General features: G+C 60.1%; 22 protein-coding genes and 1 pseudogene. 10 read left to right on the top strand and 13 right to left on the bottom strand.

All coding sequences use genetic code 11. The annotated features are described in order from the left end of the window. Positions 1–11 precede the first annotated feature (11 nt). On the top strand, positions 12–386 hold the full coding sequence (locus P5706_RS06370; RefSeq protein WP_017139782.1) for a tetratricopeptide repeat protein: 375 nt from the start codon (positions 12–14) through the stop codon (positions 384–386). A gap of 226 nt (positions 387–612) precedes the next feature. Continuing rightward, a complete protein-coding gene (locus P5706_RS06375) occupies positions 613–972 on the top strand; it encodes a PilZ domain-containing protein (RefSeq protein WP_200433067.1) in 360 nt (119 codons plus the stop codon). A 62-nt stretch (positions 973–1,034) separates the two neighbouring features. Here P5706_RS06375 and P5706_RS06380 read toward each other — a convergent pair whose 3' ends face one another. Genes P5706_RS06380 through P5706_RS06405 form a run of 6 tightly spaced genes read right to left on the bottom strand, consistent with a single transcriptional unit; the run spans position 1,035 to position 7,702 of the window. Beyond that, positions 1,035–2,366: a DUF58 domain-containing protein gene (locus tag P5706_RS06380; protein WP_200433048.1), complete on the bottom strand. Its 1,332-nt coding sequence runs from the start codon at positions 2,364–2,366 to the stop codon at positions 1,035–1,037. Between the two features lie 7 nt (positions 2,367–2,373). Beyond that, positions 2,374–3,369 carry an AAA family ATPase gene (locus P5706_RS06385; RefSeq protein ID WP_200433047.1) on the bottom strand — a complete coding sequence of 332 codons (996 nt, stop codon included), beginning with the start codon at positions 3,367–3,369 and terminating at the stop codon, positions 2,374–2,376. Continuing rightward, complete coding sequence (locus P5706_RS06390) at positions 3,366–4,523, bottom strand: DUF4350 domain-containing protein (protein WP_285678795.1); 1,158 nt, start codon at positions 4,521–4,523, stop codon at positions 3,366–3,368. Before P5706_RS06390 ends, P5706_RS06385 begins: the two co-directional genes overlap by 4 nt. After that, the gene (locus tag P5706_RS06395) at positions 4,520–6,046 is read right to left on the bottom strand and encodes a DUF4129 domain-containing protein (protein ID WP_285678796.1); all 1,527 of its coding nucleotides are present in this window, start codon (positions 6,044–6,046) and stop codon (positions 4,520–4,522) included. Before P5706_RS06395 ends, P5706_RS06390 begins: the two co-directional genes overlap by 4 nt. Then, the gene (locus P5706_RS06400; protein WP_200433044.1) at positions 6,033–7,013 is read right to left on the bottom strand and encodes a stage II sporulation protein M; all 981 of its coding nucleotides are present in this window, start codon (positions 7,011–7,013) and stop codon (positions 6,033–6,035) included. Before P5706_RS06400 ends, P5706_RS06395 begins: the two co-directional genes overlap by 14 nt. Continuing rightward, positions 7,010–7,702: an RDD family protein gene (locus tag P5706_RS06405; RefSeq protein ID WP_200433043.1), complete on the bottom strand. Its 693-nt coding sequence runs from the start codon at positions 7,700–7,702 to the stop codon at positions 7,010–7,012. The genes P5706_RS06400 and P5706_RS06405 overlap by 4 nt, the downstream gene beginning before the upstream one ends. A 165-nt stretch (positions 7,703–7,867) precedes the next feature. On the opposite strand from P5706_RS06405, the gene sbcB reads away from it, so the two are divergent. Further along, positions 7,868–9,295 (top strand): exodeoxyribonuclease I, encoded by a 1,428-nt coding sequence (gene sbcB, locus P5706_RS06410; RefSeq protein ID WP_219265962.1) that lies wholly within the window; start codon positions 7,868–7,870, stop codon positions 9,293–9,295. Between the two features lie 90 nt (positions 9,296–9,385). Here the strand turns inward: sbcB and mvaT are convergent, their stop codons facing one another. After that, positions 9,386–9,760, bottom strand: a complete 375-nt coding sequence (gene mvaT / locus P5706_RS06415; protein ID WP_005790963.1) for a histone-like nucleoid-structuring protein MvaT — start codon at positions 9,758–9,760, stop codon at positions 9,386–9,388. 347 nt (positions 9,761–10,107) lie between these two features. Here mvaT and purU point away from each other — a divergent pair, with 347 nt between their 5' ends. Together purU and P5706_RS06425 are read left to right on the top strand one after the other, a co-directional pair. Beyond that, entirely contained in the window at positions 10,108–10,956 is an 849-nt protein-coding gene (purU, locus tag P5706_RS06420; protein ID WP_285678799.1) for a formyltetrahydrofolate deformylase, read from the top strand. A gap of 84 nt (positions 10,957–11,040) precedes the next feature. After that, positions 11,041–11,211: a hypothetical protein gene (locus P5706_RS06425; protein WP_017139792.1), complete on the top strand. Its 171-nt coding sequence runs from the start codon at positions 11,041–11,043 to the stop codon at positions 11,209–11,211. 35 nt (positions 11,212–11,246) lie between these two features. Here P5706_RS06425 and P5706_RS37140 read toward each other — a convergent pair whose 3' ends face one another. Beyond that, on the bottom strand, positions 11,247–12,011 hold the full coding sequence (locus P5706_RS37140; RefSeq protein ID WP_370589484.1) for a methyl-accepting chemotaxis protein: 765 nt from the start codon (positions 12,009–12,011) through the stop codon (positions 11,247–11,249). Between the two features lie 93 nt (positions 12,012–12,104). After that, positions 12,105–13,136, bottom strand: a pseudogene (locus P5706_RS37145) (HAMP domain-containing protein); the annotation flags it as partial. Positions 13,137–13,340: 204 nt separating this feature from the next. Between P5706_RS37145 and P5706_RS06435 the strand changes: the two are divergent. Further along, positions 13,341–14,819 carry a helicase HerA-like domain-containing protein gene (locus tag P5706_RS06435; RefSeq protein ID WP_285678801.1) on the top strand — a complete coding sequence of 493 codons (1,479 nt, stop codon included), beginning with the start codon at positions 13,341–13,343 and terminating at the stop codon, positions 14,817–14,819. Positions 14,820–14,823: 4 nt separating this feature from the next. Here the strand turns inward: P5706_RS06435 and P5706_RS06440 are convergent, their stop codons facing one another. Beyond that, positions 14,824–15,279, bottom strand: a complete 456-nt coding sequence (locus tag P5706_RS06440; RefSeq protein ID WP_056858560.1) for a DUF721 domain-containing protein — start codon at positions 15,277–15,279, stop codon at positions 14,824–14,826. Positions 15,280–15,584: 305 nt separating this feature from the next. On the opposite strand from P5706_RS06440, the gene secA reads away from it, so the two are divergent. The 3 genes from secA (at position 15,585) to P5706_RS06455 (ending at position 20,625) form a co-directional block, all read left to right on the top strand. Then, positions 15,585–18,320: a preprotein translocase subunit SecA gene (gene secA / locus P5706_RS06445; protein ID WP_285678802.1), complete on the top strand. Its 2,736-nt coding sequence runs from the start codon at positions 15,585–15,587 to the stop codon at positions 18,318–18,320. 123 nt (positions 18,321–18,443) lie between these two features. Beyond that, a complete protein-coding gene (argJ, locus tag P5706_RS06450) occupies positions 18,444–19,661 on the top strand; it encodes a bifunctional glutamate N-acetyltransferase/amino-acid acetyltransferase ArgJ (RefSeq protein WP_200433038.1) in 1,218 nt (405 codons plus the stop codon). A 19-nt stretch (positions 19,662–19,680) separates the two neighbouring features. Beyond that, positions 19,681–20,625 (top strand): Nudix family hydrolase, encoded by a 945-nt coding sequence (locus P5706_RS06455; RefSeq protein ID WP_285678803.1) that lies wholly within the window; start codon positions 19,681–19,683, stop codon positions 20,623–20,625. Between the two features lie 127 nt (positions 20,626–20,752). On the opposite strand, the gene P5706_RS06460 is transcribed toward P5706_RS06455, so the two are convergent. From P5706_RS06460 to P5706_RS06470, 3 genes are read right to left on the bottom strand one after another with little or no spacing between them, the layout of a single operon-like run. Further along, positions 20,753–21,331, bottom strand: a complete 579-nt coding sequence (locus P5706_RS06460; protein ID WP_200433036.1) for a cob(I)yrinic acid a,c-diamide adenosyltransferase — start codon at positions 21,329–21,331, stop codon at positions 20,753–20,755. A 2-nt stretch (positions 21,332–21,333) separates the two neighbouring features. Further along, positions 21,334–23,370: a sensor histidine kinase gene (locus P5706_RS06465; RefSeq protein ID WP_285678804.1), complete on the bottom strand. Its 2,037-nt coding sequence runs from the start codon at positions 23,368–23,370 to the stop codon at positions 21,334–21,336. Positions 23,371–23,416: 46 nt separating this feature from the next. Next, the gene (locus P5706_RS06470) at positions 23,417–24,334 is read right to left on the bottom strand and encodes a putative 2-dehydropantoate 2-reductase (RefSeq protein WP_285678805.1); all 918 of its coding nucleotides are present in this window, start codon (positions 24,332–24,334) and stop codon (positions 23,417–23,419) included. 123 nt (positions 24,335–24,457) lie between these two features. Here P5706_RS06470 and P5706_RS06475 point away from each other — a divergent pair, with 123 nt between their 5' ends. After that, on the top strand, positions 24,458–24,943 hold the full coding sequence (locus P5706_RS06475) for a YajQ family cyclic di-GMP-binding protein (RefSeq protein ID WP_003209785.1): 486 nt from the start codon (positions 24,458–24,460) through the stop codon (positions 24,941–24,943). The last annotated feature ends 42 nt before the right edge of the window (positions 24,944–24,985 follow it).

Here is a 24,985-nt window from a genome sequence, read left to right on the forward strand (position 1 = left end):
GGAGAACCCCCATGCGAATTTTGCTCATTGCTGCCCTGGCCGTCAGTGTTGTCGGCTGTACCCGCTGGTCGATGGACCATCATTTGAACAACGCTTACCGCGCCTATGGGGTGGGTGATTGCGAGCGCGTTACCCTGGAATTGTCCCAGGTGGACCGCGAGAGCCGTACCCGTCGGTATGTGCAACCGGAAGTTTCGATGCTCCGCGGGCAATGCCTGGAGCGCCAGAAGCTGTTTGTCGACGCGGTGCAGACCTACCAGTTCATCATTAATCAATACCCGTCCAGCGAGTATGCCTACCGCGCCCGCGCCCGGCTCGACACGCTGCAGCAACTGGGCCATTACTCCGGCGCGAGTGTCGCGCAGCCACGGCCCGCATCACTTTGATGATATTTGCCATTCTATAGCTGGCCCGTCGCCAGTCTTAAGCTATTCTTTAAGTGTCCGTTTGTACAAGTTTATGTCCAAACGAATGGAGTGCTTGGGATTGGTAGCAGTAGGGCGATCAAGCGCACGCTGGATTCGCACCAATTTCGAGGGAGAGCGAACATTTAGTGTTCGTTCCGAATAACTGGCGCGGCCACTGATATGGCCAATGGATGGCGATTTCATCATGTTTACCGACCGAAGGATTCAGCGGCATCAGTTGTCTGGTTTCTTGAAAGTGTTCAACCGGCTTACGGATAAGCCTATTGGCTACTTAGGGAACGTGTCCGAAGACGGGCTGATGTTGATCAGCCAATTACCCATGATGATTGACGTAACGTTTGAGCTACGTTTGAAAATACCTACGGCAGATGGTGACTTCCAGGCCATTGACCTCACGGCGATGTGCTTGTGGAGCCACGAAGATGTCAACCCACAGCACTATGACTCAGGATTTCGCGTGGTCGAAGCGCCCGGGGCGTACGGGCAATTGATCAGTGCCCTGTGCCATTACTTCAGCTTTGATCCTCTGCAGGCTTCCGCCTAGGCCTGGCGCGCTGTCGACCCGGCTCGGATGGGGTAAGCCGAGCGTGTGGTCGTGTGCTTGAGTCATAAAACACCGGCCTTTTTCCAGTTCAGATAACGCGTCACCAAGGCGGCTCCCAGCCCCGACGGTGGCGTATCCAGCACCGATAAACCGTGGGCACTCAAGCGCTCATGCAGATCGTTTCTCTTATTGAGATAGTCGACAGTCCCGCTGTAGGCCAGCGCTTCAGGCAAGGTTTGCACGGGGGACTGGCGCAGTTGGTCGAGTACCTCTTCGCGCAGGCTGGCGACCAGCACCCGGTGTTGCCGGCTGATGCGCTTAACCGCTGCGAGTAATTCCTCATCATCTTCATCGCGAAGATTGGTCACTACGATCACCAATGCCCGACGTTTTTGCCGGGCCAGTAATTGGCTGGCGGCGGCCGCATAGTCGGCAGTGCGTCGGGTGGTATCGAGGTCGTAAACGGCATTGAGCAACACGTTCAGTTGGCCGCTGCCCTTGACGGGCGCCAGGTAGCGCGGCTGGTCGCAGGCAAAGGTGCACAGGCCCACCGCATCGCCTTGGCGCAAGGCAACGTAACTGAGCAACAGGCAGGCATTGAGGGCGTGGTCGAAGTGAGCGAGCTCCGCGTCCTGACTGCGCATGCGCCGGCCGCAATCGAGCATGAACACTATCTGCTGGTCGCGTTCGTCCTGATATTCCCGGGCGATGGGCGTGCGCTGGCGTGCGGTGGCCTTCCAGTCGATCTGGCGCAGGCTGTCGCCTTCGCGAAACTCGCGCAACTGATGAAACTCCAGCCCCAACCCGCGCCGTTGGTGTTGACGAACACCCAGTTGGCTCAACCAATTGTCCACGCCCAACAGCTGTGCGCCGTACAAGCGGGCGAAGTCCGGGTACACACGGGTTGTATCGCGGGCCTCAACAAAACGCCTCGCAGACCACAGCCCCAGAGAGCTGGGCAGGTGAACCTCACAGCGACTGAAAGTGAAGTGCCCACGCCGCAAGGGCCGCAATCGATAGCCCAGTTCGCTTCGCTGGCCTGGGAGCAGTTCGATGGACTGCGGCATATTCTCCACGCTCAGCCCGTCAGGTGCGTGGTCGAATACCTGCACGGTCAGCGGCTGCGGGTAGTCATGTTCAAGGGTCAGGCGTACCTCACCCCAGCGGCCTAGGGCCAGGCTGCCGGGCATCTGCCGTTGCACCCGTGGGCACGCAAGGCGCCGCAGGCGCAGGGCGTCCAGCAGCGCCAATACAAACAGCGCCAGCAGCAGGCCCCACGCCACTTTATGCAGCGTGTCGGGCACGTTGAGCTGGAGCGCCGTAGCCGCGCCCAAGAGGATGTTCAAACCCGCGAGGACACCGAGCCAGATCAGCAGCAGGCGAGTTGGCTTCATGGCCGGGTCACTGCCGAGGTGCCGAAATCTGGTCCAGCAGTTGCTTGAGCACCTGATCCACTTCCAACCCGTCAATGTCCAATTCGGGGGCGATACGCACCCGATGGCGCAGCACCGCCAAGGCGCAGCCCTTGATATCGTCCGGGGTGACGAACTCGCCGCCGCGCAGCAAAGCCCGTGCTCGTGCGCCGCGCACCAGGGCAATGGAAGCGCGTGGGCCGGCGCCGATGGTCAGCCCTGGCCAACTGCGAGTAGCCCGGGCCAGGCGCACGGCGTAGTCAAGTACTTGCTCATCCAGCGGCAGCTCGCTGGCAATTTGCTGCAGCTGCAACACGTCCTCTGCCTGCAGCACCGTGCGCAGTGGCTGCACATCCAACATGTCGGCCCTGGAAGAACGGGTGACTTCGCGGACCATCTCCAGTTCCTGCTGCGCATCGGGGTAGTCCATGCGCACTTTGAGCATGAACCGGTCCAGCTCGGCCTCGGGCAGGGGATAGGTGCCCTCCTGTTCGATGGGGTTCTGGGTCGCCAGCACCATGAACGGTTGGCCAATGGGCAGCGCTTCGCCCTCGAGGGTAACTTGGCGTTCCTGCATGGCTTCAAGCAGGGCAGCCTGGGTCTTGGCGGGCGCGCGATTGATTTCATCGGCCAGCAACAAGTGGGTGAACAGCGGCCCCTTGCGCAGCTTGAACTGCTCACTGTGCAGGTCGTACACGGCGTGGCCGGTGACATCGCTGGGCATCAGGTCCGGGGTGAACTGGATACGTGCAAAGTCGCCACCAAAACAGCGTGCCAGCGCGCGCACCAACAAGGTTTTGCCGAGGCCTGGCACACCTTCGAGCAGTATGTGGCCACCGGCGATCAACGCGGTGAGCACGTCGTCGATCACCTGGTCCTGGCCAATCACCGCCTTACGCAGTTCAACACGCAGAGCCTGTGCCTGCTGGCTGGCCTTTTGAAGGTTTTCGGCAGTCAGGGCGGTGGCCGTTGGAAATTCGCTCATAGGGCATTCCTGAGGGTTTGCAGGCTCGCCACTTGACGGCTGAAATCGGCGCTGGTGAGCCGTTTTGCCGGGAGTGGGTCGATGGCCTGGCGGATGACGTGGGAGGGTTGGCGCGTCAGGCGTTCGAGGACCTGCCACTGTGCGTCGCTGTCGAGGTGTTCAAAGCCTGGGTGACGGCGCCCCGCCGCCCGCTGGATATCACGCTGCAAGGCGCGCAGCAGCGTACCTTGGCCGCTGCGGCGCAGCAGGAAGTCGGCACTTGCGTTCACGTGTTCCTGTAACTGGCGACGGGCCTTTGGGGCGGCCGCCTGGGTCGGCCCCTGGCGCATGCCTGCATGCCAGAGCGCCAGGGCAATCAATGCGCAGAGCGCCACCAGCGCCTGGGGGAAGTTGCGCATTAACAGGGTAAGCAGGTCGTCCACGTCGCTGTTGAACAGCAGCGTTACCTCCGTCCCCCGGTTGAGATACCACAACAGCCAGGCGTTATCGTGTTTGCCGATGCCTGGGGTTTTCCACAGGTCTCTGTCGGTCACAACCGTTACGCTGCCTTGCCCGAAGTTGCGTTGCATCAAATGGCTGGATTTGGCGCTGTTGGCGGAAAACTGTGCCAGGTGCCTGGGGTCGGTGAGGTTGAAGTCGGTATCGAAGCTGAAATAGGCCGGGGCGGTCTCATTGTCGACGTAGAGTTTGGTCAGGTCCGGTACTTTCTTTTTGCGTGGGGAAGCAAGCTCGTCAAGGCCCACGCTGAGTGTTTGGTGGAAGTCCAGTCGATCCAGCAGCAGGTCGCCGCTTTTGCCGGTTTCCTCATCCCAAAGCGCTTCGGCAACCAGCAGCAGATGGCCGCCGGATTTTGCCCAGTCCAGCAGTTGCTCAGCCTGGCGTGGGGTCATGTTGCTGCGCTCGCCCAGCAACACCAGGCTATGTCCTATGGCTGGCAGGTCGGCCAGGTGTTCAAGGCTGTTGGCGTGTTCCACTGCCAGACCCTGCTGGCGCAGGAAGTATTCGGCCGCAAGGTAGGGGTTGGCCGTGGCTTGTGGGGATGGGCCGCGATCGACTATTTCGTCGTAGGGAATCGCTTTGTGCCAAACGTAAAGGCCACCGGCCCCAAGCAGGCAGGCCAGTAGCAGCCCGACCCATAGCAGGGGGCGCTTCATTGGGCGACTCCGGTATTGAACAAGGCGCGCCAATCGCTGCACAGTTGCTGGTGTACCAACGCCGGCGGAAGGCGGTGGCCATAGGCGAGGTTTTGCCAGTGGTGTGTCAGTGCGTCACTGAAGGCCTGCAGTTGTGGTTGTTGCAGCAGGTGGATGCGCTCCAGGACCTGGCCTTCGGTATCGGCGCTTTTCAGGGGCAGGTTGAAGTCGTGCAGCAGCCGGTTGAGCAGCCCGCGATACAGCAGACCGAGGGCTTCCCTGGGGTGGGTGGGCCACAGTTGTTCGGCGGTGCTGGCGATGTCGTCAGGCAAGGTGTCGCTGCCCAACGCCAGGCCGAATAATTGCGCCGGGGCCGCCTTGGCGGTTTTGGCTTTGGCGGGGCCGCGTCGACTGACAAAGGTGTGCAGCCACTCCCTATAGCGCCAGACCACCAGCGCCAGGCCAGCCGCCAACAGGCTCCAGAGCAGTACCTCCAGGCCGAGGGCGGCGTTTCTGAAGGTATCGCTGTTGAATCTGTCCAGTAGCGCCTGAAGCCAGGCCGGAAGTTTACCGTCACCCTTTACCTTGGGTTTCGCGACGTTTTTTTCGTCACCAAAACGATAGCGTGTGACGGTTTCCGGGTTCTTGAACGGGGGGCTGTCCAGCAGCGTCTTGATCGATTGGCTGGCGGCCTGGGTGGTGACCTGCTTGGCCGGCTCGGGTTCGTCCGCCATGGCCGGGTGGCTGAATGGTACGAGTATCAGCACAGCCACCAGCAGCAACGGTGCGACGCTGGTCAGGCGTTGGCGTAACCGGCGGAACACCAGTTCAAGGTCCCAGGCTTCCAGCACGGTGCGGCGGTTGAGGTACAGGCTGAAACCGCAAGCGACATAGATGGGCTCCCAGAACACCAGAATCAGCGCGTAGAAGGCGTTACTCAAATGCTCCAGCCACAAACCCTCTGAGCCGCTTGCCAGTGCCAACCGTTGCCAGTCCCAATCCAGTTCCAGTTGCTGTGGGATGAACAGGTAAAACAGTGCCATGCAACCGAGCCACAGGCCGATTTCCATATGCACGCCAATCGTGGTCAGCCAGCGTGCAGCACCCGCGTTGCGTTGCAGCAGCATCCCCAGGCGTTTTTGACGGGCATCGCCATCCAGGCCTTCGAGCTGGCTCACCGGCATGACAAAGCTGCGGCTCAGGCTCAGTCGCCTCCAGGTCAGGCTGGCCAGCAGTTGGCCTTTGAGCAGGCGCGGCCATTGGCGCACAGCCTGCTTGAGGCTGGGTGTCTCGCCAAACAAGGCCTTGGAGAGGATGTACAGTGGCAATCGGTCAAAGGCCGGTTTTAACCACCAGAACACAAACATGGCCATGGACGGGTAGCGCCACAGCAGCACGGTCAGCAAAATGAATATCGGCAACGTCACCATTGCCCAACTGCTCATTAACAGCAGTCGATATTCCTGGGCCATCAGCACACCCAGGTCCATGGCTTCCCAGGAAGTGCGGGGCCGAATCACTACGCTGGCCTCACTCAGGCGCATGCTGAGTCCGCCCGGCAAGCGTGAGGTAGGCGGCAACCAATAGCCACAGCCCGGCGCCCGTCAGGTATTTGATCCAGGGAGCGATGGTGGTGGAGGAAGACCAGTAGGCTTCAATAAACGCCGCGATCAGCAGCAATAGCATGACGCCGCAGAGCATCCGCACGCTTTTGCGTGCCGCCAGCTGCAGCGATTCGCCGCGTGTCAGGTGCCCGGGAGCAATCACCGCCCAGCCCAATTGCAAGCCTGCCGCCCCGGCCAGGGCGATGGCGGTGAGTTCGAACGCACCGTGGCCGATGACAAACGACCAGAAGGTCTGGCCATAGCCGATCTCGGTGAGATGGCCGGAGATCGCGCCGATGATCAGGCCGTTGAAAATCAGAAAGAACACGCTGCCCAGGCCGAACAGCAAACCGGCGGCAAAGGTCTGGAAAGCAATCCCGGTGTTGTGCATCACGTAGTAGCCAAACATCATCCAGTCTTCACTGGACGCGCGGTCGGCAGCACGCCCCAGGTGGCCAGCATCCGGGTTATACATACTGTGCATCTCGGCCACCTGCGCGGGGCTCACGATGCTGTAGATAAGGTCAGGGAACAGGTAGACCAGCAACGCAACCCCTACCAGGCTGCCAAAGAACAACACACCGGCGATTAACACGAAGCGCGACTGTTCGCGCACCAGGCGCGGGAAACCCGCCAGGATGAAGCCCAGCACATTCGCGCCCAATTGGCTGCGGTGGCGGTACAACTGCTGGTGGCCGCGCAGTGCCAGTTGTTGCAGGGGATCTATCAGGTAGCTGCTGTAGCCACGCTCCTGGGCCAGGGCGAGGTGCTGGCATAGGCGTCGATAATGATGGGGGAAGTCAGACATGTCGCCGGCCTTGGCCTTGCCTTGCTCCAACTGCGTGAGCTGTGCGGCGAAGGCTTGCCACTGCGGCTGATGACGGCTTTCGAACAGGCTCTGCTTCATGTCGGCCCCACTAAACCGCGCGCCACGCCATTGAGTTGCTCTACCGCGCGAGCCGGCGATACGTGCAACGGCGTTGCCAGGATGGAAGCCAGTTCGTGTACCCGATCGGCGGACAACTCAGCTTGGCGCTCAGCGAAAGCCAGTATGGCGCGTTGTTCGCTCAGTTCCAGCGTAAAGGGCAGGCGCAGGGCGGCGGCTTGAGGCACCTTGGGGCGCGCCAGTGGCTGTTCGCGGTAAACCACCAGCGTGCCCGCTGCGAGGTCGCCAAGGCGTTTGAAGTGAGGGTGTTGCAGGCAACTGATGGCGCCGAGGAAGTAGCCAAAAGGCAGCATGTCGACAAAACGCAGCAGGTTGCGGATGAGTGAGGCGGGCCAGCCGATGGGGGTGCCATCGTCCTGAATGACGCGCAAGCCCATCACCTGCTTGCCCGGAGAGCAGCCCTGGTTAAGGACTTCGAACAGCACCATGTACCACCAACTGATCAAGAACAGCAGCAGCGAGCCCAAGCCAATCCCGATATTGCCAAGCAACGCCAGCGGCACGAGCAGGATGCCCATGATCAAGCCGCGCACACCCAGGTCGAAAGCAAACGCCAGTGCCCGTGGCATCAGGCCGGCCGGGCGCAAGGGCAGGTCTATGCCCTCGGGAGTCTCGATCGGGTAGTGGGTATCCAACGGAACTGATGGCATCGCGATCCTTGGCAGTGCGGGTGGCTTGAAGACACGGATGCTAGCAGTGTCGACGATGGAAGCAACCTTTCAAGGTTTTGCTGGATATTTGTACAGCAATCTATCGCTGGCCCCGGGCGCCTTGCAGCGCCTAGACTTTGCCAATCTTCAGTACAGGAACAGCCCGTGACCACCATTTTCTGGTACGACTATGAAACCACCGGCATCAACCCGCGCAGCGATCGCCCGTTGCAGGTCGCTGGTATTCGTACCGACCTCGAGCTCAACGAGGTCGGCCCGCCGGTCAACCTTTATTGCCAGCCAAGCGACGATATCCTGCCGCATCCGGCTGCCTGCGCCATAACCGGTATCACTCCCGGCATTCTGGCGGAAAAAGGCCTGGCCGAAGCCGACTTCATGACCCGCGTGCACGCCGAGCTGGCTGCGCCAGGGACCTGCGGTGCCGGCTACAACACGTTGCGCTTTGACGATGAAATGACGCGCTACAGCCTGTACCGAAACTTTTTTGACCCGTATGCCCGAGAGTGGCAGGGCGGCAACAGTCGCTGGGACTTGATCGATGTGGTTCGCACGGCTTACGCACTGCGCCCCGAAGGTATTGAGTGGCCGCAGCAGGACGGGCGAGTCACCCTCAAGCTTGAGCGTTTGACCCAAGCCAATGGCATTGACCATGGACAAGCTCACGATGCCCTGTCGGACGTGCGTGCCACCATCGCCCTGGCCCGTCTGATCCGCGAGAAACAGCCAAAACTGTATGACTGGCTGTTTCAACTGCGCAGCAAGCAGCGGGTGATGGATCAGATCCGCCTGTTGCAGCCCATGGTGCATATTTCCGGGCGTTTCTCCGCCGAGCGTCATTACCTGGGTGTGGTGCTGCCCCTGGCCTGGCACCCGCGCAATCGCAATGCGTTGATTGTCTGTGACCTTGGCCTCGACCCGCAGGGCTTGCTCGACCTGGACGCAGAAACCTTGCGCCAGCGGCTCTACACGCGCCGTGATGAGTTGGCGCAAGGTGAGTTGCCAGTGCCGCTCAAGTTGTTGCATATCAACCGCTGCCCGGTGGTCGCGCCATTGAGTGTGCTGCGCGCACAGGATCGCGAACGCTTGAACTTCGATATGGACGTGTGTCAGGCACGGGCACTGCGACTAACTGACGCACAGGAAGTTTGGCGCGACAAGTTGGCCGCCGTTTATGCCGAGGAAGACTTTGCGCCGAGCACCGACCCGGAGCAGCAGCTCTATGACGGTTTTATCGGTGACCGCGACCGACGGTTATGCGAACAAGTCCGAGTGGCTGAACCCTCACAGTTGGCTCGTCAGCAGTGGCCTTTTGATGATCATCGATTGCCGGAATTATTATTCCGTTACCGCGCTCGTAACTTTCCTGACACCTTGGACAACGATGAGCAACAACGCTGGAAACTTTTCTGTCAGCAACGTTTGTCGAACCCGGAGTGGGGCGCACCCAATACCCTGTTGGCATTTAAACAGGCGCGTGAGGAGTTAGCGGTTAGTGCTACATCGTTTCAGTGCCAGGTGCTGGATGAATGGCAGGAGTATGCCGACTCTTTAGCCGCTCGCCTGGACCTGTAGTCAGGCACTTGCAGAGTATTCGGACAATAAAAAACGCCAGCAAGCTGGCGTTTTTAATGTGTTACCTAGCAGGCCGTAGCCTGATCAGGCTTAGCCCAGCAGGGTAGCCCAACCTTCAACCACGTCGCCGCCCCACTTGGCTTTCCACTCTTTCAGAGTCTTGTGGTTGCCACCTTTGGTTTCAATCACTTCGCCGTTGTGCGGGTTTTTGTACTGCTTGACCTTACGAGCACGCTTGGTGCCGGTAGTTTTCACAGCGCCACGCGGGGCTTTAACTTTAGATTCCGGATCCAACAGCGCGATGATGTCACGCAGGGATTTGGAGTACTCACCCATCAGGGTGCGCAGTTTGCCTTCGAATTCCAGCTCGGTTTGCAGCTTGTCGTCTTGCGACAGGTTCTTCAAGCGGGCTTGCAGTTCTTTGATAGCTTCTTCGGTGGCGCGGTATTCGTTGATCAGGGACATGTGGACTACCTTATGTAGAGCGCTGATTGACAGTGAGTGGCCTAATAATAGTCAGGCAATTTCCGCAAGTAAACATTTAAGCAAGCATTTATGTGAATTACGTCGAATGTTTGTGGCCCTGCTATGCAATCGAGTTAATTAGTAGGTGGTAGGCATAAAGATAATTCTGTTTTATTTCGGATAATTGCCTGCGTGTGACGGGGGCGCTCATATAACGGCGGTAAAACCTTACGCTATTAAGGGGTGTCACCCGCGCCGGGCGACAGAATAAGGTGCAAGGAATACTGCAGTTTTTCTGCGTAATCGCTAGAATGGCGGCCTTTGCGAAGTTCTGGAGTTTCCCCCTAATGCGCACTTTTCGGCTGGTGATTGCTTGCCCGGACCGGGTTGGCATCGTTGCCAAAGTCAGTAACTTTCTGGCCTCCCACAACGGCTGGATCACCGAGGCGAGCCATCACTCGGACGATCTCAGCGGTTGGTTTTTCATGCGTCACGAGATACGTGCCGACACGCTGCCCTTTGGTCTTGAAGCGTTTCGCGAGGCGTTTGCGCCGATCGCCGAAGAGTTTTCGATGACTTGGCATATCACCGACACGGAGCAGAAAAAGCGTGTTGTGCTGATGGCCAGCCGCGAGTCCCACTGCCTGGCCGACCTGTTGCACCGCTGGCACAGCGATGAGCTCGACTGCGAGATAGCCTGTGTGATCTCCAATCACGATGACCTGCGCAGCATGGTCGAATGGCATGGCATCCCGTACTACCACGTGCCGGTCAACCCACAGGACAAGGAACCGGCATTCGCCGAAGTCTCCCGCCTGGTCAAACAGCACGAAGCCGATGTGGTCGTGCTGGCGCGTTACATGCAAATCCTGCCGCCGGAACTGTGCAGTGAGTACGCCGGCCGAGTGATCAACATTCACCACAGCTTCCTGCCGTCGTTTGTGGGTGCCAAGCCCTACCACCAGGCCTCCCTGCGCGGTGTGAAGTTGATTGGCGCAACGTGCCACTATGTCACTGAAGAGCTCGACGCCGGTCCGATCATCGAACAGGACGTTGTACGCGTCAGACACAGCGACAGCATTGAAGACATGGTGCGTTTCGGCCGTGACGTCGAGAAGATGGTGCTGGCCCGTGGCCTGCGTTACCACCTGGAAGATCGCGTGCTGGTACACGGCAACAAGACTGTGGTGTTCTGATAGCCGCGTTTAAGTTGTAGAAAAAAGGGCCTGGGCGTTAAATCGTCCCAGGCCCTTTTTTTGTCCGCTATGAAGGATTAAGCGATGAGCGATCCACTCGATAAAGCCACCTCCAAAGCCCCGGCGACGCTGGGCGAGGGGTGTTTGAGCCGTTTTGACCCGGATGACCTGGACGCTGAGGACGGCACCGAGTTTCCCGGTGCCGCCGAGTTGTGGCGCCAGGAACACACTAAAACCGATCCCGAGCAAGCCTAGCGGCCCGCCGCCTTAACGCTCGGCGGGCGCAGGGGTCAGATGCGGAAGCTGCCCACCAACTGTTTCAAGCGTGCGGCCTGTTGTTCCAGGTCGGTACAGGCGCGTAGGGTGGATTGCAGGTTTTCCACACCTTCCTGGTTGAGGGTGTTGATCTCGGTGATGTCCATGTTGATCGACTCCACTACCGAGGTCTGTTCCTCAGTGGCGGTGGCCACGGACTGGTTCATGCCGTCGATCTCGCCAATACGCTGGGTCACGCTGTTGAGACGCTCGCCGGCCAGGTTGGCGATCTCGACGCTCTCCAGGCTGTGGCGCTGGCTTTCACTCATGGTGCTGACCGAATCACGGGCACCGACTTGCAGTTCCTCAATCATCTTTTGCACTTGTTGCGCCGACTCCTGAGTGCGGTGCGCCAGGTTGCGCACCTCATCGGCCACTACCGCAAACCCACGCCCGGCTTCCCCGGCCCGCGCGGCTTCGATGGCGGCGTTCAGCGCCAGCAGGTTAGTTTGCTGGGAGATGCTGGTGATCACTTCCAGAATTTGCCCGATGTTCACAGTCTTGCTGTTGAGCGCTTCGATATTGCTGCTGGAGGCGCTGATCATCTCGGACAGCTGGTTCATTGCCTTGATATTACGCTCGACCACTTGCTGGCCGTCTTCGGCCAAGTGCCGGGCATCGCTGGCTTGATGGGACGCCTGGGCGGCGTTACGCGCAATTTCCTGTGCAGCGGCGCCCAGTTCGTTGATGGCGGCGGCCACACTGTTGGTGCGGTTGGCCTGCTCGTCAGAGTTGACCATCGACGAGTTGGAGGCGCTGACCACACGCAGGGCCACTTCATTGACCTGCTCGGTGGCCGAGGACACCTCGCGAATCGAGGTATGAATACGTTCCACGAAGCGATTGAAAGCGTTACCCAGCGTGCCGAACTCGTCGTGATTCTGAATGTTCAGGCGGCGGGTCAGGTCACCCTCGCCATCGGCGATGTCCTGCATGGCGCGGGTCATTACGTGCAGGGGTTGCAGCAGCACACGGATCAGCATGCCGAGCAGCGCGATGATGATCACGACCGCGATAATCGTGGCGATGACGGCCGAGGTGCGAAATTTGCTGAGCATGGCGAAGGATTTATCTTTATCCACCGAAATGCCCAGATACCAGTTCACCGACGGCAGGCCTTTGATGGGGGTAAAGGTCACGATGTTGTCTTTGCCATTGGCCTCGACTTCGCTGAAATCACCACTGATCTTCGGGGTGTTTTTCGGGTACATGTCGGCGAGCGTCTTCATCACCAGGTTCTTGTCCGGGTGCACCAGCACTTTGCCGTCAGCGCTGACCAGGAACGCGTAGCCCATGCCGCCGAAGTTCAGCGCGCCGATGTTATCCACCAGAGTTTGCAGGCTCAGATCGCCGCCGACCACGCCGATGGTTTGCCCGGCTTTGGCGCTGGGGGTGGCGACGGAAATGATCAACTGGCCGGTCGCCGCGTCGATGTAAGGTTCGGTCAGGGTTGAGCCGTTGCTGCTTTGGGCGCCTTTGTACCAAGGGCGCACCCGTGGGTCGAAACCGTCCGGCATCTTGGTGTCAGGGCGAATGGTGAAGGCGCCTTTGCTGTCGCCCACGTAGGTGGCCATGAACGAGGATGTCAGACTTTTCTGTTCGAGCAGGCCAGCAACTACGGCGGGTTCAGGGTTAATGGCGATGTTCTGTGCCGCGTTTTCGACCAGGGCAATACGCCCGGTGAGCCAGGTTTGAATGTTGCTGGCGGTGACATCGCCCATTTCGTGCAGGTAATTATTGAGGTCGTCGCGAATCGCGTTGCGTTGCAGGTAGTCGTTGTAGAGGGTAAACAGTGCAAAAGCGGCGATGACGATAAGGGAGGCTGCAAGCAGGATTTTGTGGCTGAAGCGCAGGTTTTTATTCATGGCTTGTAGGGTCCGCTATGGTCTTAATATCCGAAGCGCGTCCTCGTGGGACGCGCAAAATGACAGCGTCAAAAAAGGTGTGATACTGCTTGTGATAATTCCGGTGGTCCCTGTGAGAACTATCTGACCTATTTTTAGACTTTGTGGGTCTTACCTCTGTCTGTATCGACCTGACGGCACTAAAGATTAACCAAAGGTGACGAAATGCCTGATTCCTCGCAACTCCTTATCGGCGCCGGCCTGGACGGCCAGCCCATTGCCCAGGCCATGCGCCTGGCCAACCGTCATGGGTTGATTGCCGGCGCCACCGGCACAGGTAAAACCGTCACGTTGCAGCGCTTGGCGGAAGCCTTCAGCGATGCGGGTGTGGCCGTGTTTGCCGCTGATATCAAGGGTGACCTGTGCGGCCTTGGCGCTGCGGCCAACCCGCAAGGCAAGGTGGCCGAGCGCATTGCTGGCATGCCCTTCCTTAATTACACGGCCAAGGCGTATCCGGTAACGCTGTGGGATATCCACGGGCAGTCCGGTCATCCATTGCGCACTACCATCAGCGAAATGGGGCCGTTATTGCTTGGCAGCCTGCTTGAGCTTACCGACAGCCAGCAATCGGCACTCTATGCGACCTTCAAGGTGGCCGACCGCGAAGGCCTGTTGCTGCTGGACCTCAAAGACCTCAAGGCCTTGCTCAACCACCTGCGTTATCACCCGGAGCTGCTGGGCGACGACGCGGCGCTGATGACCACCGGCTCCAGCCAGGCGCTGTTGCGGCGTTTGGCGGTGCTGGAGCAGCAGGGCGCCGAAGCCTTGTTCGGCGAGCCGGCCCTGCAACTTGAAGATATCTTGCAGCCGGCCAGCGATGGTCGCGGGCGCATCCACCTGCTGGACGCAAGCCGTCTGGTGCATGAGGCGCCCAAGGTCTATGCGACCTTCCTGCTGTGGCTGCTGGCCGAGTTGTTCGAGCAACTGCCCGAGCGTGGCGATGCCGACAAACCGCTGCTGGCGCTGTTTTTCGACGAGGCGCATTTATTGTTCGCCGATACGCCCAAGGCATTGCAGGATCGCCTGGAGCAAGTGGTGCGGTTGATTCGTTCCAAAGGCGTGGGTGTGTACTTTGTCACTCAATCCCCAGGGGATTTGCCCGACACGGTATTGGCGCAACTGGGCCTGCGTATCCAGCATGGCCTGCGGGCGTTCACCACCAAAGAGCAGAAATCCCTGCGTGCGGTGGCGGACGGTTTTCGCCCCAACCCGGCGTTCGATACCTTGTCGGTGTTGACCGAGTTGGGCACCGGTGAGGCATTGGTAGGTACGTTGCAGGAAAAGGGCACGCCGGAAGTAGTCCAACGCGTACTGGTGGCGCCGCCGCAATCGCGGATCGGGCCGCTGAGCGAAGCCGAGCGCGCCGCGATCATCGCCAGTTCGCCTTTATTGGGGCGCTACGACAAGCCGATTGACCGTGAGTCGGCCTATGAAGTGCTGATGGCGCGCAAGGAGCTTGGCCCGACGGAGGAGGCCAAGCCGATCGCCGAAGAACCGAGCTTTACCGACAAGGCTGGGGCGTTTCTGGGGACTACCGCGGGCAAGGCGCTCAAATCCGCCATGCAGCAGGCGGCCAATCAAATGGGACGGCAGTTGGTGCGCGGGTTGTTGGGCTCGTTGCTGGGCGGCAGCAAACGCAAGTAGCGGATCAGGGCTTGGGCCTGGCGTGGGCGGCCAACCGCTCCAGTGCTGCGCGCAAGCCCGGATCGCTGATGCCGTCGGCCGTGGCTTGAATGGTTTCGGCGGCGTTCTGCGACAGGTCCATGGTGTGGCCCACTGCACCTTGCTGCACGGTGGGCGGCTGCACCTTGAACTGGATGCGGGTCAGGCTCGCAAACTCATCAAATGCCATTAATTGCCGCTGCAAGCGTTTTTGCTGGTAGCGCAGGCGGGTTGCCCAATGCCCGTCGGTGACAATTAACAGTAAATTGCCTTCGCGCCACGACGCCACATGGCAATGTTCGCGTGCGGCAGGTTGCAGTTGGCTCTCTACAAGGCGTTGCAAATGGCCCAAGCGTTGCGCGTGGCCGAAGATGGCTTTCAACGGTTTAGCTTCGCGGAGCAACACGCTGGGCGCGCGGGCTGTAAGTGGGCGAAACGCCATGTCTAGACACCTTAAGTAACAGAGCTGCCATCTTAGCAGAAAGCGCCTGTGCGGCCCCAGGCAAAGCGATAGCAGGGCAATGCGAGTGAAATCAATAGGTAACTTCTGCGCTTGATGGGTTGAAGTTCCGGCAAAAGCCCTTATTTTAAACAAGCCCTCTCACAGCGCCATGCCAGCATCGGGGAATAACGCCACTTTCCTCACCCACGATTCCGGGTAGAATGCGCGTTCGCATGCGGCCGTGAGGGCTGCTCGGGCCACTCACGGTGCGCCCTCCATCCCTATGTGTGGAAGAACCTGCCGATATGTTTGCGCCTTTGTTAAAGAAACTTTTTGGAAGCAAGAATGAGCGCGAAGTCAAACGCATGCTCAAGACGGTGCAGCTGGTCAATGCCTTCGAAGAGCAGATGGTTGCCCTGTCGGACGAGCAATTGCGCGCCAAGACCGAAGAGTTCAAGGCCCGCATAGCCAAAGGTGAAACCCTCGACAAGCTGTTGCCTGAAGCCTTTGCGGTCGCCCGTGAAGCCGGTAAGCGTGTCATGGGCATGCGCCACTTCGACGTACAGTTGATCGGTGGCATGACCTTGCATGAAGGCATGATTGCCGAAATGCGTACCGGTGAAGGCAAGACCCTGGTGGCAACCCTGGGCGTTTACCTCAACGCATTGTCCGGCAAGGGCGTGCACGTTGTGACGGTGAACGACTACCTGGCTCGCCGGGACGCCAACTGGATGCGCCCGCTGTATGAATACCTCGGCCTGACCGTCGGCGTAGTCACACCGTTCCAGCCGCCGGAAGAAAAGCGCGCCGCCTACGCGTGTGACATTACCTACGGCACCAACAACGAATTCGGTTTCGACTACCTGCGCGACAATATGGCGTTCAGCATGGAAGAAAAATTCCAGCGCGAACTCAACTTTGCCGTGATCGACGAAGTCGACTCCATCCTCATCGACGAAGCGCGTACCCCGCTGATCATCTCCGGCCAGGCCGAAGACAGCTCGCGCCTGTACACCGAGATCAACAAGTTGATCCCGCGCCTGGTGCAGCACGTTGAGGAAGTGGAAGGCGTGGTGACCAAAGAAGGTCATTTCACCATCGACGAGAAGACCCGCCAGGTCGAACTCAACGAAGCCGGTCACCAGTTTGTCGAAGAGATGCTGACCCAGATCGGCGAGCTGGCCGAGGGCGAAAGCCTCTACTCGGCGCACAACCTGAGCCTGTTGACCCACGTGTATGCCGGCCTGCGCGCCCACAAGCTGTTCCATCGCAACGTTGAATACATCGTCCAGGACGGCCAGGTCGTACTGGTTGACGAACACACCGGCCGTACCATGCCGGGTCGCCGTCTGTCCGAAGGCCTGCACCAGGCTATCGAAGCCAAGGAAATGCTCAACATCCAGGCCGAGAGCCAGACGTTGGCTTCCACGACTTTCCAGAACTACTTCCGTCTGTACAACAAACTGTCCGGCATGACCGGTACAGCCGACACCGAAGCGTTCGAGTTCCACCAGATCTACAGCCTGGCCGTGATGGTGATCCCACCGAACAAGCCGCTGGCGCGTAAAGACTTCAACGACCTGGTGTTCCTGACGGCCGAAGAGAAGTACGCGGCAATCATCAACGACATCAAGGACGGCATGGCCCAAGGCCGTCCGATCCTGGTGGGTACTGCCACCATCGAGACTTCCGAGCACGTGTCCAACCTGCTCAACAAGGAAGGTATCGAGCACAAGGTCCTCAACGCCAAGTTCCACGAAAAAGAAGCCGAGATCATCGCCCAGGCCGGTCGCCCAGGCGCACTGACCATCGCGACCAACATGGCCGGTCGTGGTACCGACATCCTGTTGGGCGGTAACTGGGAAGTGGAAGTTGCAGCACTGGAAAACCCAAGCCCTGAGCAAATCGCCCAGATCAAGGCTGACTGGCAGAAACGCCATCAGGCGGTGCTGGAATCCGGTGGTTTGCAGGTGATCGCGTCCGAGCGTCACGAATCGCGCCGTATCGACAACCAGCTGCGTGGTCGTGCCGGTCGCCAGGGTGACGCCGGTTCCAGCCGTTTCTACCTGTCGCTGGAAGACAGCCTGATGCGTATCTTCGCCTCTGATCGGGTGAAGAACTTCATGAAAGCCTTGGGCATGCAGTCCGGTGAAGCGATCGAGCACCGCATGGTGACCAACGCCATCGAGAAGGCCCAGCGTAAAGTTGAAGGCCGCAACTTCGACATTCGTAAGCAACTGCTTGAGTTCGATGACGTCAACAACGAACAGCGTAAAGTGATTTATCACATGCGTAACACGTTGCTGGCCGCCGACAACATTGGCGAAACCATCGCTGACTTCCGTCAGGACGTGCTCAACGCCACCGTCAGCGCACACATTCCGCCACAATCCCTGCCTGAGCAGTGGGATGTTGCTGGCCTGGAAGCCGCGTTGAAGAGCGACTTCGGTGTGGACTTGCCGGTTCAGCAGTGGCTGGACGAAGACGACCACCTGTACGAAGAAACCCTGCGCGAGAAGCTGATGACCGAGCTGCTGGCCGCGTACAACGAGAAAGAAGAGCAGGCGAGTGCCGAAGCACTGCGCACCTTCGAGAAGCAAATCGTTCTGCGTGTGCTGGATGACCTGTGGAAAGACCACCTGTCGACCATGGACCACCTGCGTCACGGTATCCACCTGCGTGGCTACGCCCAGAAGAACCCGAAGCAAGAGTACAAGCGTGAGTCGTTCACGCTGTTCTCCGAACTGCTGGATTCGATCAAGCGCGATTCGATTCGCGTGCTCTCCCACGTTCAGGTGCGTCGCGAAGACCCGATCGAGGAAGAAGCTCGCCTGCGTCAGGAAGCCGAAGCACTGGCTGCGCGCATGCAGTTTCAGCATGACGAAGCACCGGGTCTGGAAGCGCCGGAAGTCTTGGGCGAAGAGGTCGATGTGGCCTTGGCTCAAACCCCGGTGCGCAATGACCAGAAGCTGGGCCGCAACGAGCTGTGCTGGTGCGGTTCGGGCAAGAAGTTCAAACACTGCCACGGCGAAATCAACTAAGATTTTTGCCTGACGCTGCAACACCCTGCGCCGCGACCGGCCTTTGCCGTCGCGGCGTTTTGCCATTAATTTCACCGTCGATCACGACGGCACAGACATCACCTATTTTTAAGGAGCGCATTCATGGCTGTTGGTCTTGGTCCTTTGCCCACTTTGCACCCGGTCGCCGGTTTTGAACTCGGTATCGCTTCGGCCGGCATCAAGCGCCCAGGGCGCAAAGATGTAGTGGTGATGCGCTGTGCCGAAGGCTCGACGGTTGCGGGTGTGTTCACGCTCAACGCGTTTTGCGCCGCACCGGTAATCCTGGCCAAGCAACGCGTTGCAGGCTCGATCCGTTACCTGCTGACCAACACTGGCAATGCCAACGCCGGTACCGGCGAGCCAGGCCTGGTTGCCGCTGCGCGCACCTGCGCCAAGCTGGCCCAGTTGACCGGTGTGGATGCCAGCCAAGTGCTGCCGTACTCCACCGGTGTGATCGGCGAGCCGCTGCCGGTGGAAAAAATCGAAGGCGCGCTGCAAGCCGCTTTGGACGACCTGTCTGTGGATAACTGGGCGGCTGCGGCCACCGGCATCATGACCACCGACACCCTGCCCAAAGGCGCGAGCCGCCAGTTTGTACACGATGGCGTGACCGTTACCGTGACCGGCATCAGCAAGGGCGCGGGCATGATCCGCCCGAACATGGCCACCATGCTCGGCTACATTGCCACCGACGCCAAAGTCTCCCGCGACGTGTTGCAGCGCCTGATGCTCGACGGCGCCAACAAGTCGTTCAACCGCATCACCATCGATGGCGATACCTCGACCAACGACTGCTGCATGCTGATCGCCACCGGCCAGGCCAACCTGCCGGAAATCACCTCCACCGAGGGCGCGCTGTTCGCCGCGCTGAAGCAGGCGGTGTTCGAGGTGTGCATGGACGTGGCCCAGGCCATCGTGCGTGACGGTGAAGGCGCAACCAAGTTTGTTACTGTTGAAGTCAACGGCGGCGGTAATCATCAGGAATGCCTGGATGTCGGTTACACCGTGGCTCACTCGCCGCTGATCAAGACCGCACTGTTTGCTTCCGACCCGAACTGGGGCCGTATCCTCGCCGCCGTCGGCCGTGCCGGCGTGCCGGACCTGGACGTCAGCAAGATCGACGTATTCCTTGGCGACGTGTGCATTGCCAGCCGTGGCGCTCGCGCCGAAACCTACACCGAAGCCCAGGGCTCGGCGGTGATGCAGCAAGAAGAAATCACCATCCGCATCGAGTTGGGTCGCGGCGACTGCAGCGAAACCATCTGGACCACCGACCTGTCCCACGAGTACGTGAAGATCAACGCGGAATACCGCACCTGATACCCAAGAGGAGCGCGCGGTGAAACGAGTACATGTAGCAGCAGCGGTGATTCGCGGCGTCGACGGCAGGATTCTGCTGGCGCGCCGCGCCGACACCCAGCATCAAGGCGGCCTCTGGGAGTTTCCCGGCGGCAAGGTGGAGGCTGATGAGTCGGTCGTTGCCGCGTTGTCCCGCGAGTTGCAGGAAGAACTGGGCATCCAGGTCACCACGGCGCGCCCGCTGATCAAGGTGCAGCATGACTACCCGGACAAGCAGGTGTTGCTGGATGTCTGGCAAGTCTCGGCCTTTACCGGCGAGCCCCACGGTGCCGAAGGGCAGCCATTGGAATGGGTGACGCCGCGGGACCTGCTCAACTATGAGTTCCCGGCGGCGAACGCACCGATTGTTGCGGCAGCGCGTTTGCCCGCTGAATACCTGATTACCCCGGGTGAGCTGGAAACCCCAACCTTGTTGCGCGGTATCCAGAAAGCTATTGCCGGTGGCATCAAGCTGATTCAACTGCGTGCGCCCAACGGGTACGACCCTAAATACCGCGACCTGGCGGTGGACGCGGTGGGCCTGTGTGCCGGCAAGGCGCAACTGATGCTTAAAGGGCCGTTCGAATGGCTGGGGGATTTCCCTGCCGCCGGCTGGCACATGACCTCGGCGCAGCTGCGTAAGTACGCGAGCAAAGGCCGACCGCTGCCGAAGGATCGCTGGTTGGCGGCTTCTTGCCACAACGCTGAGGAGCTGGCACTGGCAGAGATGATGGACGTGGATTTTGTCACGCTGTCGCCGGTGCAGCCGACCCAGACTCATCCTGATGCCCAGCCTTTGGGTTGGGAGCAGGCAGCGGAGCTGATCCGTGGGTTCAGCAAACCGGTGTTTCTGCTGGGCGGGGTTGGGCCGGCTGAGCGGGAACAGGCTTGGGAAGCCGGGGCTCAGGGTGTGGCAGGCATTCGCGCGTTCTGGCCTGAGATCTGATGCTGTTCTGACTGGCCTCTTCGCGAGCAAGCCCGCTCCCACATTTAACCGAGTTCCACCTTTGGAATGCAGTCAAATGTGGGAGCGGGCTTGCTCGCGAAGGCGGCAGACCAGGCACCGCGTTTTTTCAGTGGGGCTTCGCCGCCGCCTGCCACAACACTTCCGCGACACCCTGGCGCTTGGCAATCACCCGCGCCGCCACAAACAACACATCCGACAACCGATTGATATACGCAAGCCCCACGCCTTCCAACGGCTCAATCGCATTCAACTGCTGACACCGCCGCTCCGCACTGCGCGCCAGGCTGCGGCACACATGGGCCTGGGCAATCAGCGCTGAACCACCGGGCAAGATAAAGTTCTCCAGCGGCCCGACTTCCTCGTTCCAACGGTCAATCGCTGCTTCCAGTCGGTCGACCTCTGCGGCATTCAACGCTTTGTACACCGGCATCGCCAACTCACCGCCCAAGTCGAACAAGCGGTGCTGGCACGGCGTAAGCACCTCGATCACTTCCTTGAGCTGCGGGTGCTGGCCGCTCTGTTCTTCAAGGTTGGCCAGCAGCAAACCCAACTGGCTGTTCAGCGTATCCACCTCGCCAATGGCTTCCACGCGAGGGTGGTCCTTGGGCACGCGACGGCCATCACCCAGGCCCGTCTCGCCCTTGTCGCCGGTGCGGGTGTAGATCTTCGACAGGCGAAAGCCCATGGTCATTGCTCCAGTTGAGTCAGTTCATAGGGTGGCATCTGGCTGCCTGCCAACGGCAGGCGCAGGGTAAAACAGGTGCCCTGGCCGAGTGTGGAATGCACTTCCATCTGGCCTTTGTGGTTGTTGGTGATGATGAAGTACGACACCGACAGCCCAAGCCCGGTGCCTTGGCCAATCTCCTTGGTGGTGAAGAACGGCTCGAACGTGCGTTTGCGCACGTTTTCGCTCATGCCGATGCCATTATCTTCCACCTGGATCTCCGCCCACGGCGGGTTGAGGCGCGTGCGCAGGATGATGCGCCCTGGCTCGCTGTCGTCTTCACGCAGGTGAATGGCTTGCGCGGCGTTTTTCAGCAGGTTGAGCAGCACCTGTTCCAGCTCGTTGGCGGTACCGGGCACCGGGCCCAGTTGTGGGTCGAACTGGCGGATGATCGCCTGGCCCTTGAAGTCGAAGCCGATGGTCAGGTCGAAGTCGTTACCGGCAATTTCCACGGCCTGATCGATCAGTGCCGGCAAGTCGCACGGCGCCATCTGGCGGTTGCTGCGGCGGCTGAAGCTGAGCATGTGGGTGACGATTTTCGCCGCCCGCGCGCCGGCTTGCTGGATGCCATCGAGCAATTGCGGGACTTCGCGGCTTTGCAGGTAGTGGTTGACCGTCTCCAGCTCGATACCGGCCTGTTCGGCGTGTTCCAGGTTCTTCGGCAGGTCGGGGGACAGGCGCCGGCGGATGTTCTGCACGTTATGCAGGATCGCCCCCAGCGGGTTGTTGATTTCATGGGCCATGCCCGCAGCCAGGCCACCCACGGAGAGCATTTTTTCCGACTGCACCATCATTTCTTCCAGGGACAAACGCTGGGTAATGTCGTCGATACGGATCACCACGCCGCGCCCGGCACCGCCCATCAATGGGTAGAAAGTCAGGGCGTAATGCTTGGGTTCATCATCCTTGACCCAGGTGACACGCTCAATGCGCTCCACCGTGTGCTGCTCCACCGTGGCTTTTATCTGCGGCAGGTACGGTTTGAGCGGCTGGAAGGCGAGGAAGATCGGCTGGTTCAGCGCTTCATCCAGGCGCGTGCCGGAAAGTGCCGTGGCTTCCTGGTTCCATTGGGTGACGTAAAGTTGTTCATCCAGGGCGATCAGCGCCGACGGCATGGAGTCGATGATGCTGTTGAGGTAGTTCTGGAAACCGGTGAGCTTTTTCTCAATCTTGCTGCGCACCTGCACTTCCAGTTCCAGCTTGCGGTTGGTGTGGCGGGTTTCCTCGGCCAGGCCCTGGGCCTGGTCGTAGGCTGCCTGAGAGTCGTCGCGCGCACGTTTGAGCTGTTGCTCGCGGGCTTCGATGCGCGACAACATGGTGTTGAAGGCTTCGGCCAGGCTGCCGATTTCATCATGGTTGCCGCGCCCGGCACGCAGGGCGTAGTTCTCTTCGCGCGTGACCTGGCGTGAGAGTTCTTCCAGCTCATGGATCGGGCGCGTGATCAGGCGTTTGATCTGGCGGGCGATGACCAGCCACAGCAATACGCTGAAAATCAGGATGCCGAGGCTGGCGGTCAATGTGCCGGTATAGAAGGCCACCGGCAACTCACTGCTGGCCACTAACAGCAAATGCCCGGACGGCTGGCCGGCGCGGGGCAGGGTGATGACCTGGTTGCTGCGAAATTCGGTGAGGCGCCAGGCTTCGATATGCCGGTAGTTTTCCGGCAGGTGCAGGCGGTTGCCGTGCTGCATCTGCGCCAGCAAGGTGCCTTCGCCGTCGTACAGCGCGGCGGCACGCAAGGGTGAATAGCTGGTCAACTCATTGAGCAGGGCGTCGGCGTTGGCCGGGGATTCAAGGGCTTCGGCGGCCAGCGACGGGTTAGAAACCAATCGACCGATGGCCTGCAGCGCCTGGGGCGCCATGCTTTCCTGGGAGATCCAATAGGCGGCGCTGATAAACGTCAGGTTGGCCACCAGCAATACCGTGGTCAACAGCACCAGCAGGGCGGCCAGCAGTTTCTGCCCTACCGGTAGGTTTTCTAGACGCTGGCGCAGTGGCATCAGGTTTTTTCCAGGTAATAGACAGGTAGGCAGGGTAGCGCGTGCCTCAGTCGCTGGCCAATCCGCGTGTGTGCAAGTCGTCGACCAGGCGCGCCTGCAACTGTTGCAGATGCGGCAGCACCAATTGATGGCGGGCCGCCGCCTGGCACGCGTAGCCGAGCAGGTAGCTGATTTCGGTGCGGCGGTTGTTGGTCACGTCCTGATACATGGAGGAATAGTTGGCCGCGGTGGCCTGGATCACCCGTTGCACTTCGCTGTGCAGATCCTGGGCGGCGGCAGGTTGGCCGCAGCATTCGAGCAGTTCACTCAGTTCGGCGCACAAGGTCGCCACTTCACAGTGATGGGCTTGCAGGCCACCGTTGCGGCACTGGTAAAGCACGGTCAAAGGGTTGATGGCGCAATTGAGCGCCAGCTTGCGCCACAAGCGCGTCAGGATGTCGGTGCTCCACTCATGGGGAATGCCGGCGGCGTGCAGGTCGTCCAGCCACAGCGCAGAAGTGGGGTGGCGCGCATCCCCCAGCCAGGTGAAGCCATGGCCGGCAAAGACCACGCGCCAATCGCCGTCGCGAAACGCGCCTTCGGTGCTGGAGGCAAAGATACAGCGGGCCTGGGGTAATTGAGCGGCCACTGCGTCCTGGCTGCCAAGGCCGTTTTGCAGCAGGATCAGTTCAGCGTCGGGTGCCAATCGGTGTTGCAGCTGTGCGATGGCGCTTTGGGCGTCGTAGGCTTTGCACGCCACCAGCAGGCGATGAATCGCCCCGGGGCTGTCAGGTGTTTCGCCGATCACCGGGTAAGTGTTTTCTATGCCGTGCTCCACCAGGGTCAGGCCGCCCGTCTTGTGATAGCTGGCCAGGCGCGCGGCATCCCGCACTATCAGCCGCACCGGCAGGCCCGCGCGTGATAGACGCGTGGCCCAGAGAGTGCCCAGGCTGCCCGCGCCGAGAATATGCCAGGTGGTCGACATCAGTTTGTGCTCCGTAGGGTCGCCTGCGATGAATGGTGCGAAAGAACCGCTATAATGCCTCGGCATTTTAGCTTGGGCGCGCTCCATCTCTACTGAGCCCGCCCCTTATATTGGAGATATGACATGCCTTCGTTCGACGTGGTATCCGAACTGGACAAACACGAAGTCACCAACGCCGTCGAAAACGCCGTCAAGGAACTGGACCGTCGCTATGACTTGAAGGGCAAGGGCAGCTTCGAGTTCAAGGAAAAGGAACTGACCGTCAACTTGACCGCTGAAGCCGATTTCCAGCTGGAAGCGATGATCGAGATCCTCAAGCTGTCGTTGGTCAAGCGCAAGATCGACGCACAGTGCCTTGAAATCAAGGACGCCTACGCCTCCGGCAAGCTGATGAAGCAGGAAGCCGTGCTCAAGGAAGGCATCGACAAGGAGCTGGCGAAGAAGATCGTCGCTCACGTCAAAGATGCCAAGCTAAAGGTCCAGGCCGCCATCCAGGGCGAGCAGGTACGTATCACCGGCAAGAAGCGTGACGACCTGCAGGAAGCCATTGCTGCCCTGCGCGCCAAGACCTTCGACATGCCGCTGCAGTTCAATAACTTCCGCGACTGATGGCACATTGGGGAACCTGTGGGGGTTTTTGACGTCCCACGC

Origin of the sequence: Pseudomonas sp. ChxA (genome assembly GCF_030263855.1) — a bacterium.
Lineage (GTDB): Bacteria > Pseudomonadota > Gammaproteobacteria > Pseudomonadales > Pseudomonadaceae > Aquipseudomonas > Aquipseudomonas fluorescens_CB.

Excerpts from the sequence above, each read along its gene's own strand:
- P5706_RS06370 (WP_017139782.1), top strand. The coding sequence starts at position 12 with ATGCGAATTTTGCTCATTGCTGCCCTGGCCGTCAGTGTTGTCGGCTGT.
- P5706_RS06375 (WP_200433067.1), top strand. The coding sequence starts at position 613 with ATGTTTACCGACCGAAGGATTCAGCGGCATCAGTTGTCTGGTTTCTTG.
- P5706_RS06380 (WP_200433048.1), bottom strand. The coding sequence starts at position 2,366 with ATGAAGCCAACTCGCCTGCTGCTGATCTGGCTCGGTGTCCTCGCGGGT.
- P5706_RS06385 (WP_200433047.1), bottom strand. The coding sequence starts at position 3,369 with ATGAGCGAATTTCCAACGGCCACCGCCCTGACTGCCGAAAACCTTCAA.
- P5706_RS06390 (WP_285678795.1), bottom strand. The coding sequence starts at position 4,523 with ATGAAGCGCCCCCTGCTATGGGTCGGGCTGCTACTGGCCTGCCTGCTT.
- P5706_RS06395 (WP_285678796.1), bottom strand. The coding sequence starts at position 6,046 with ATGCGCCTGAGTGAGGCCAGCGTAGTGATTCGGCCCCGCACTTCCTGG.
- P5706_RS06400 (WP_200433044.1), bottom strand. The coding sequence starts at position 7,013 with ATGAAGCAGAGCCTGTTCGAAAGCCGTCATCAGCCGCAGTGGCAAGCC.
- P5706_RS06405 (WP_200433043.1), bottom strand. The coding sequence starts at position 7,702 with ATGCCATCAGTTCCGTTGGATACCCACTACCCGATCGAGACTCCCGAG.
- mvaT (WP_005790963.1), bottom strand. The coding sequence starts at position 9,760 with ATGTCCCTGATCAACGAATACCGCGCCACCGAAGAAGCTATCAAAGAA.
- purU (WP_285678799.1), top strand. The coding sequence starts at position 10,108 with ATGCGCACTTTTCGGCTGGTGATTGCTTGCCCGGACCGGGTTGGCATC.
- P5706_RS06425 (WP_017139792.1), top strand. The coding sequence starts at position 11,041 with ATGAGCGATCCACTCGATAAAGCCACCTCCAAAGCCCCGGCGACGCTG.
- P5706_RS37140 (WP_370589484.1), bottom strand. The coding sequence starts at position 12,011 with ATGGTCAACTCTGACGAGCAGGCCAACCGCACCAACAGTGTGGCCGCC.
- P5706_RS06435 (WP_285678801.1), top strand. The coding sequence starts at position 13,341 with ATGCCTGATTCCTCGCAACTCCTTATCGGCGCCGGCCTGGACGGCCAG.
- P5706_RS06440 (WP_056858560.1), bottom strand. The coding sequence starts at position 15,279 with ATGGCGTTTCGCCCACTTACAGCCCGCGCGCCCAGCGTGTTGCTCCGC.
- secA (WP_285678802.1), top strand. The coding sequence starts at position 15,585 with ATGTTTGCGCCTTTGTTAAAGAAACTTTTTGGAAGCAAGAATGAGCGC.
- argJ (WP_200433038.1), top strand. The coding sequence starts at position 18,444 with ATGGCTGTTGGTCTTGGTCCTTTGCCCACTTTGCACCCGGTCGCCGGT.
- P5706_RS06460 (WP_200433036.1), bottom strand. The coding sequence starts at position 21,331 with ATGGGCTTTCGCCTGTCGAAGATCTACACCCGCACCGGCGACAAGGGC.
- P5706_RS06465 (WP_285678804.1), bottom strand. The coding sequence starts at position 23,370 with ATGCCACTGCGCCAGCGTCTAGAAAACCTACCGGTAGGGCAGAAACTG.
- P5706_RS06470 (WP_285678805.1), bottom strand. The coding sequence starts at position 24,334 with ATGTCGACCACCTGGCATATTCTCGGCGCGGGCAGCCTGGGCACTCTC.
- P5706_RS06475 (WP_003209785.1), top strand. The coding sequence starts at position 24,458 with ATGCCTTCGTTCGACGTGGTATCCGAACTGGACAAACACGAAGTCACC.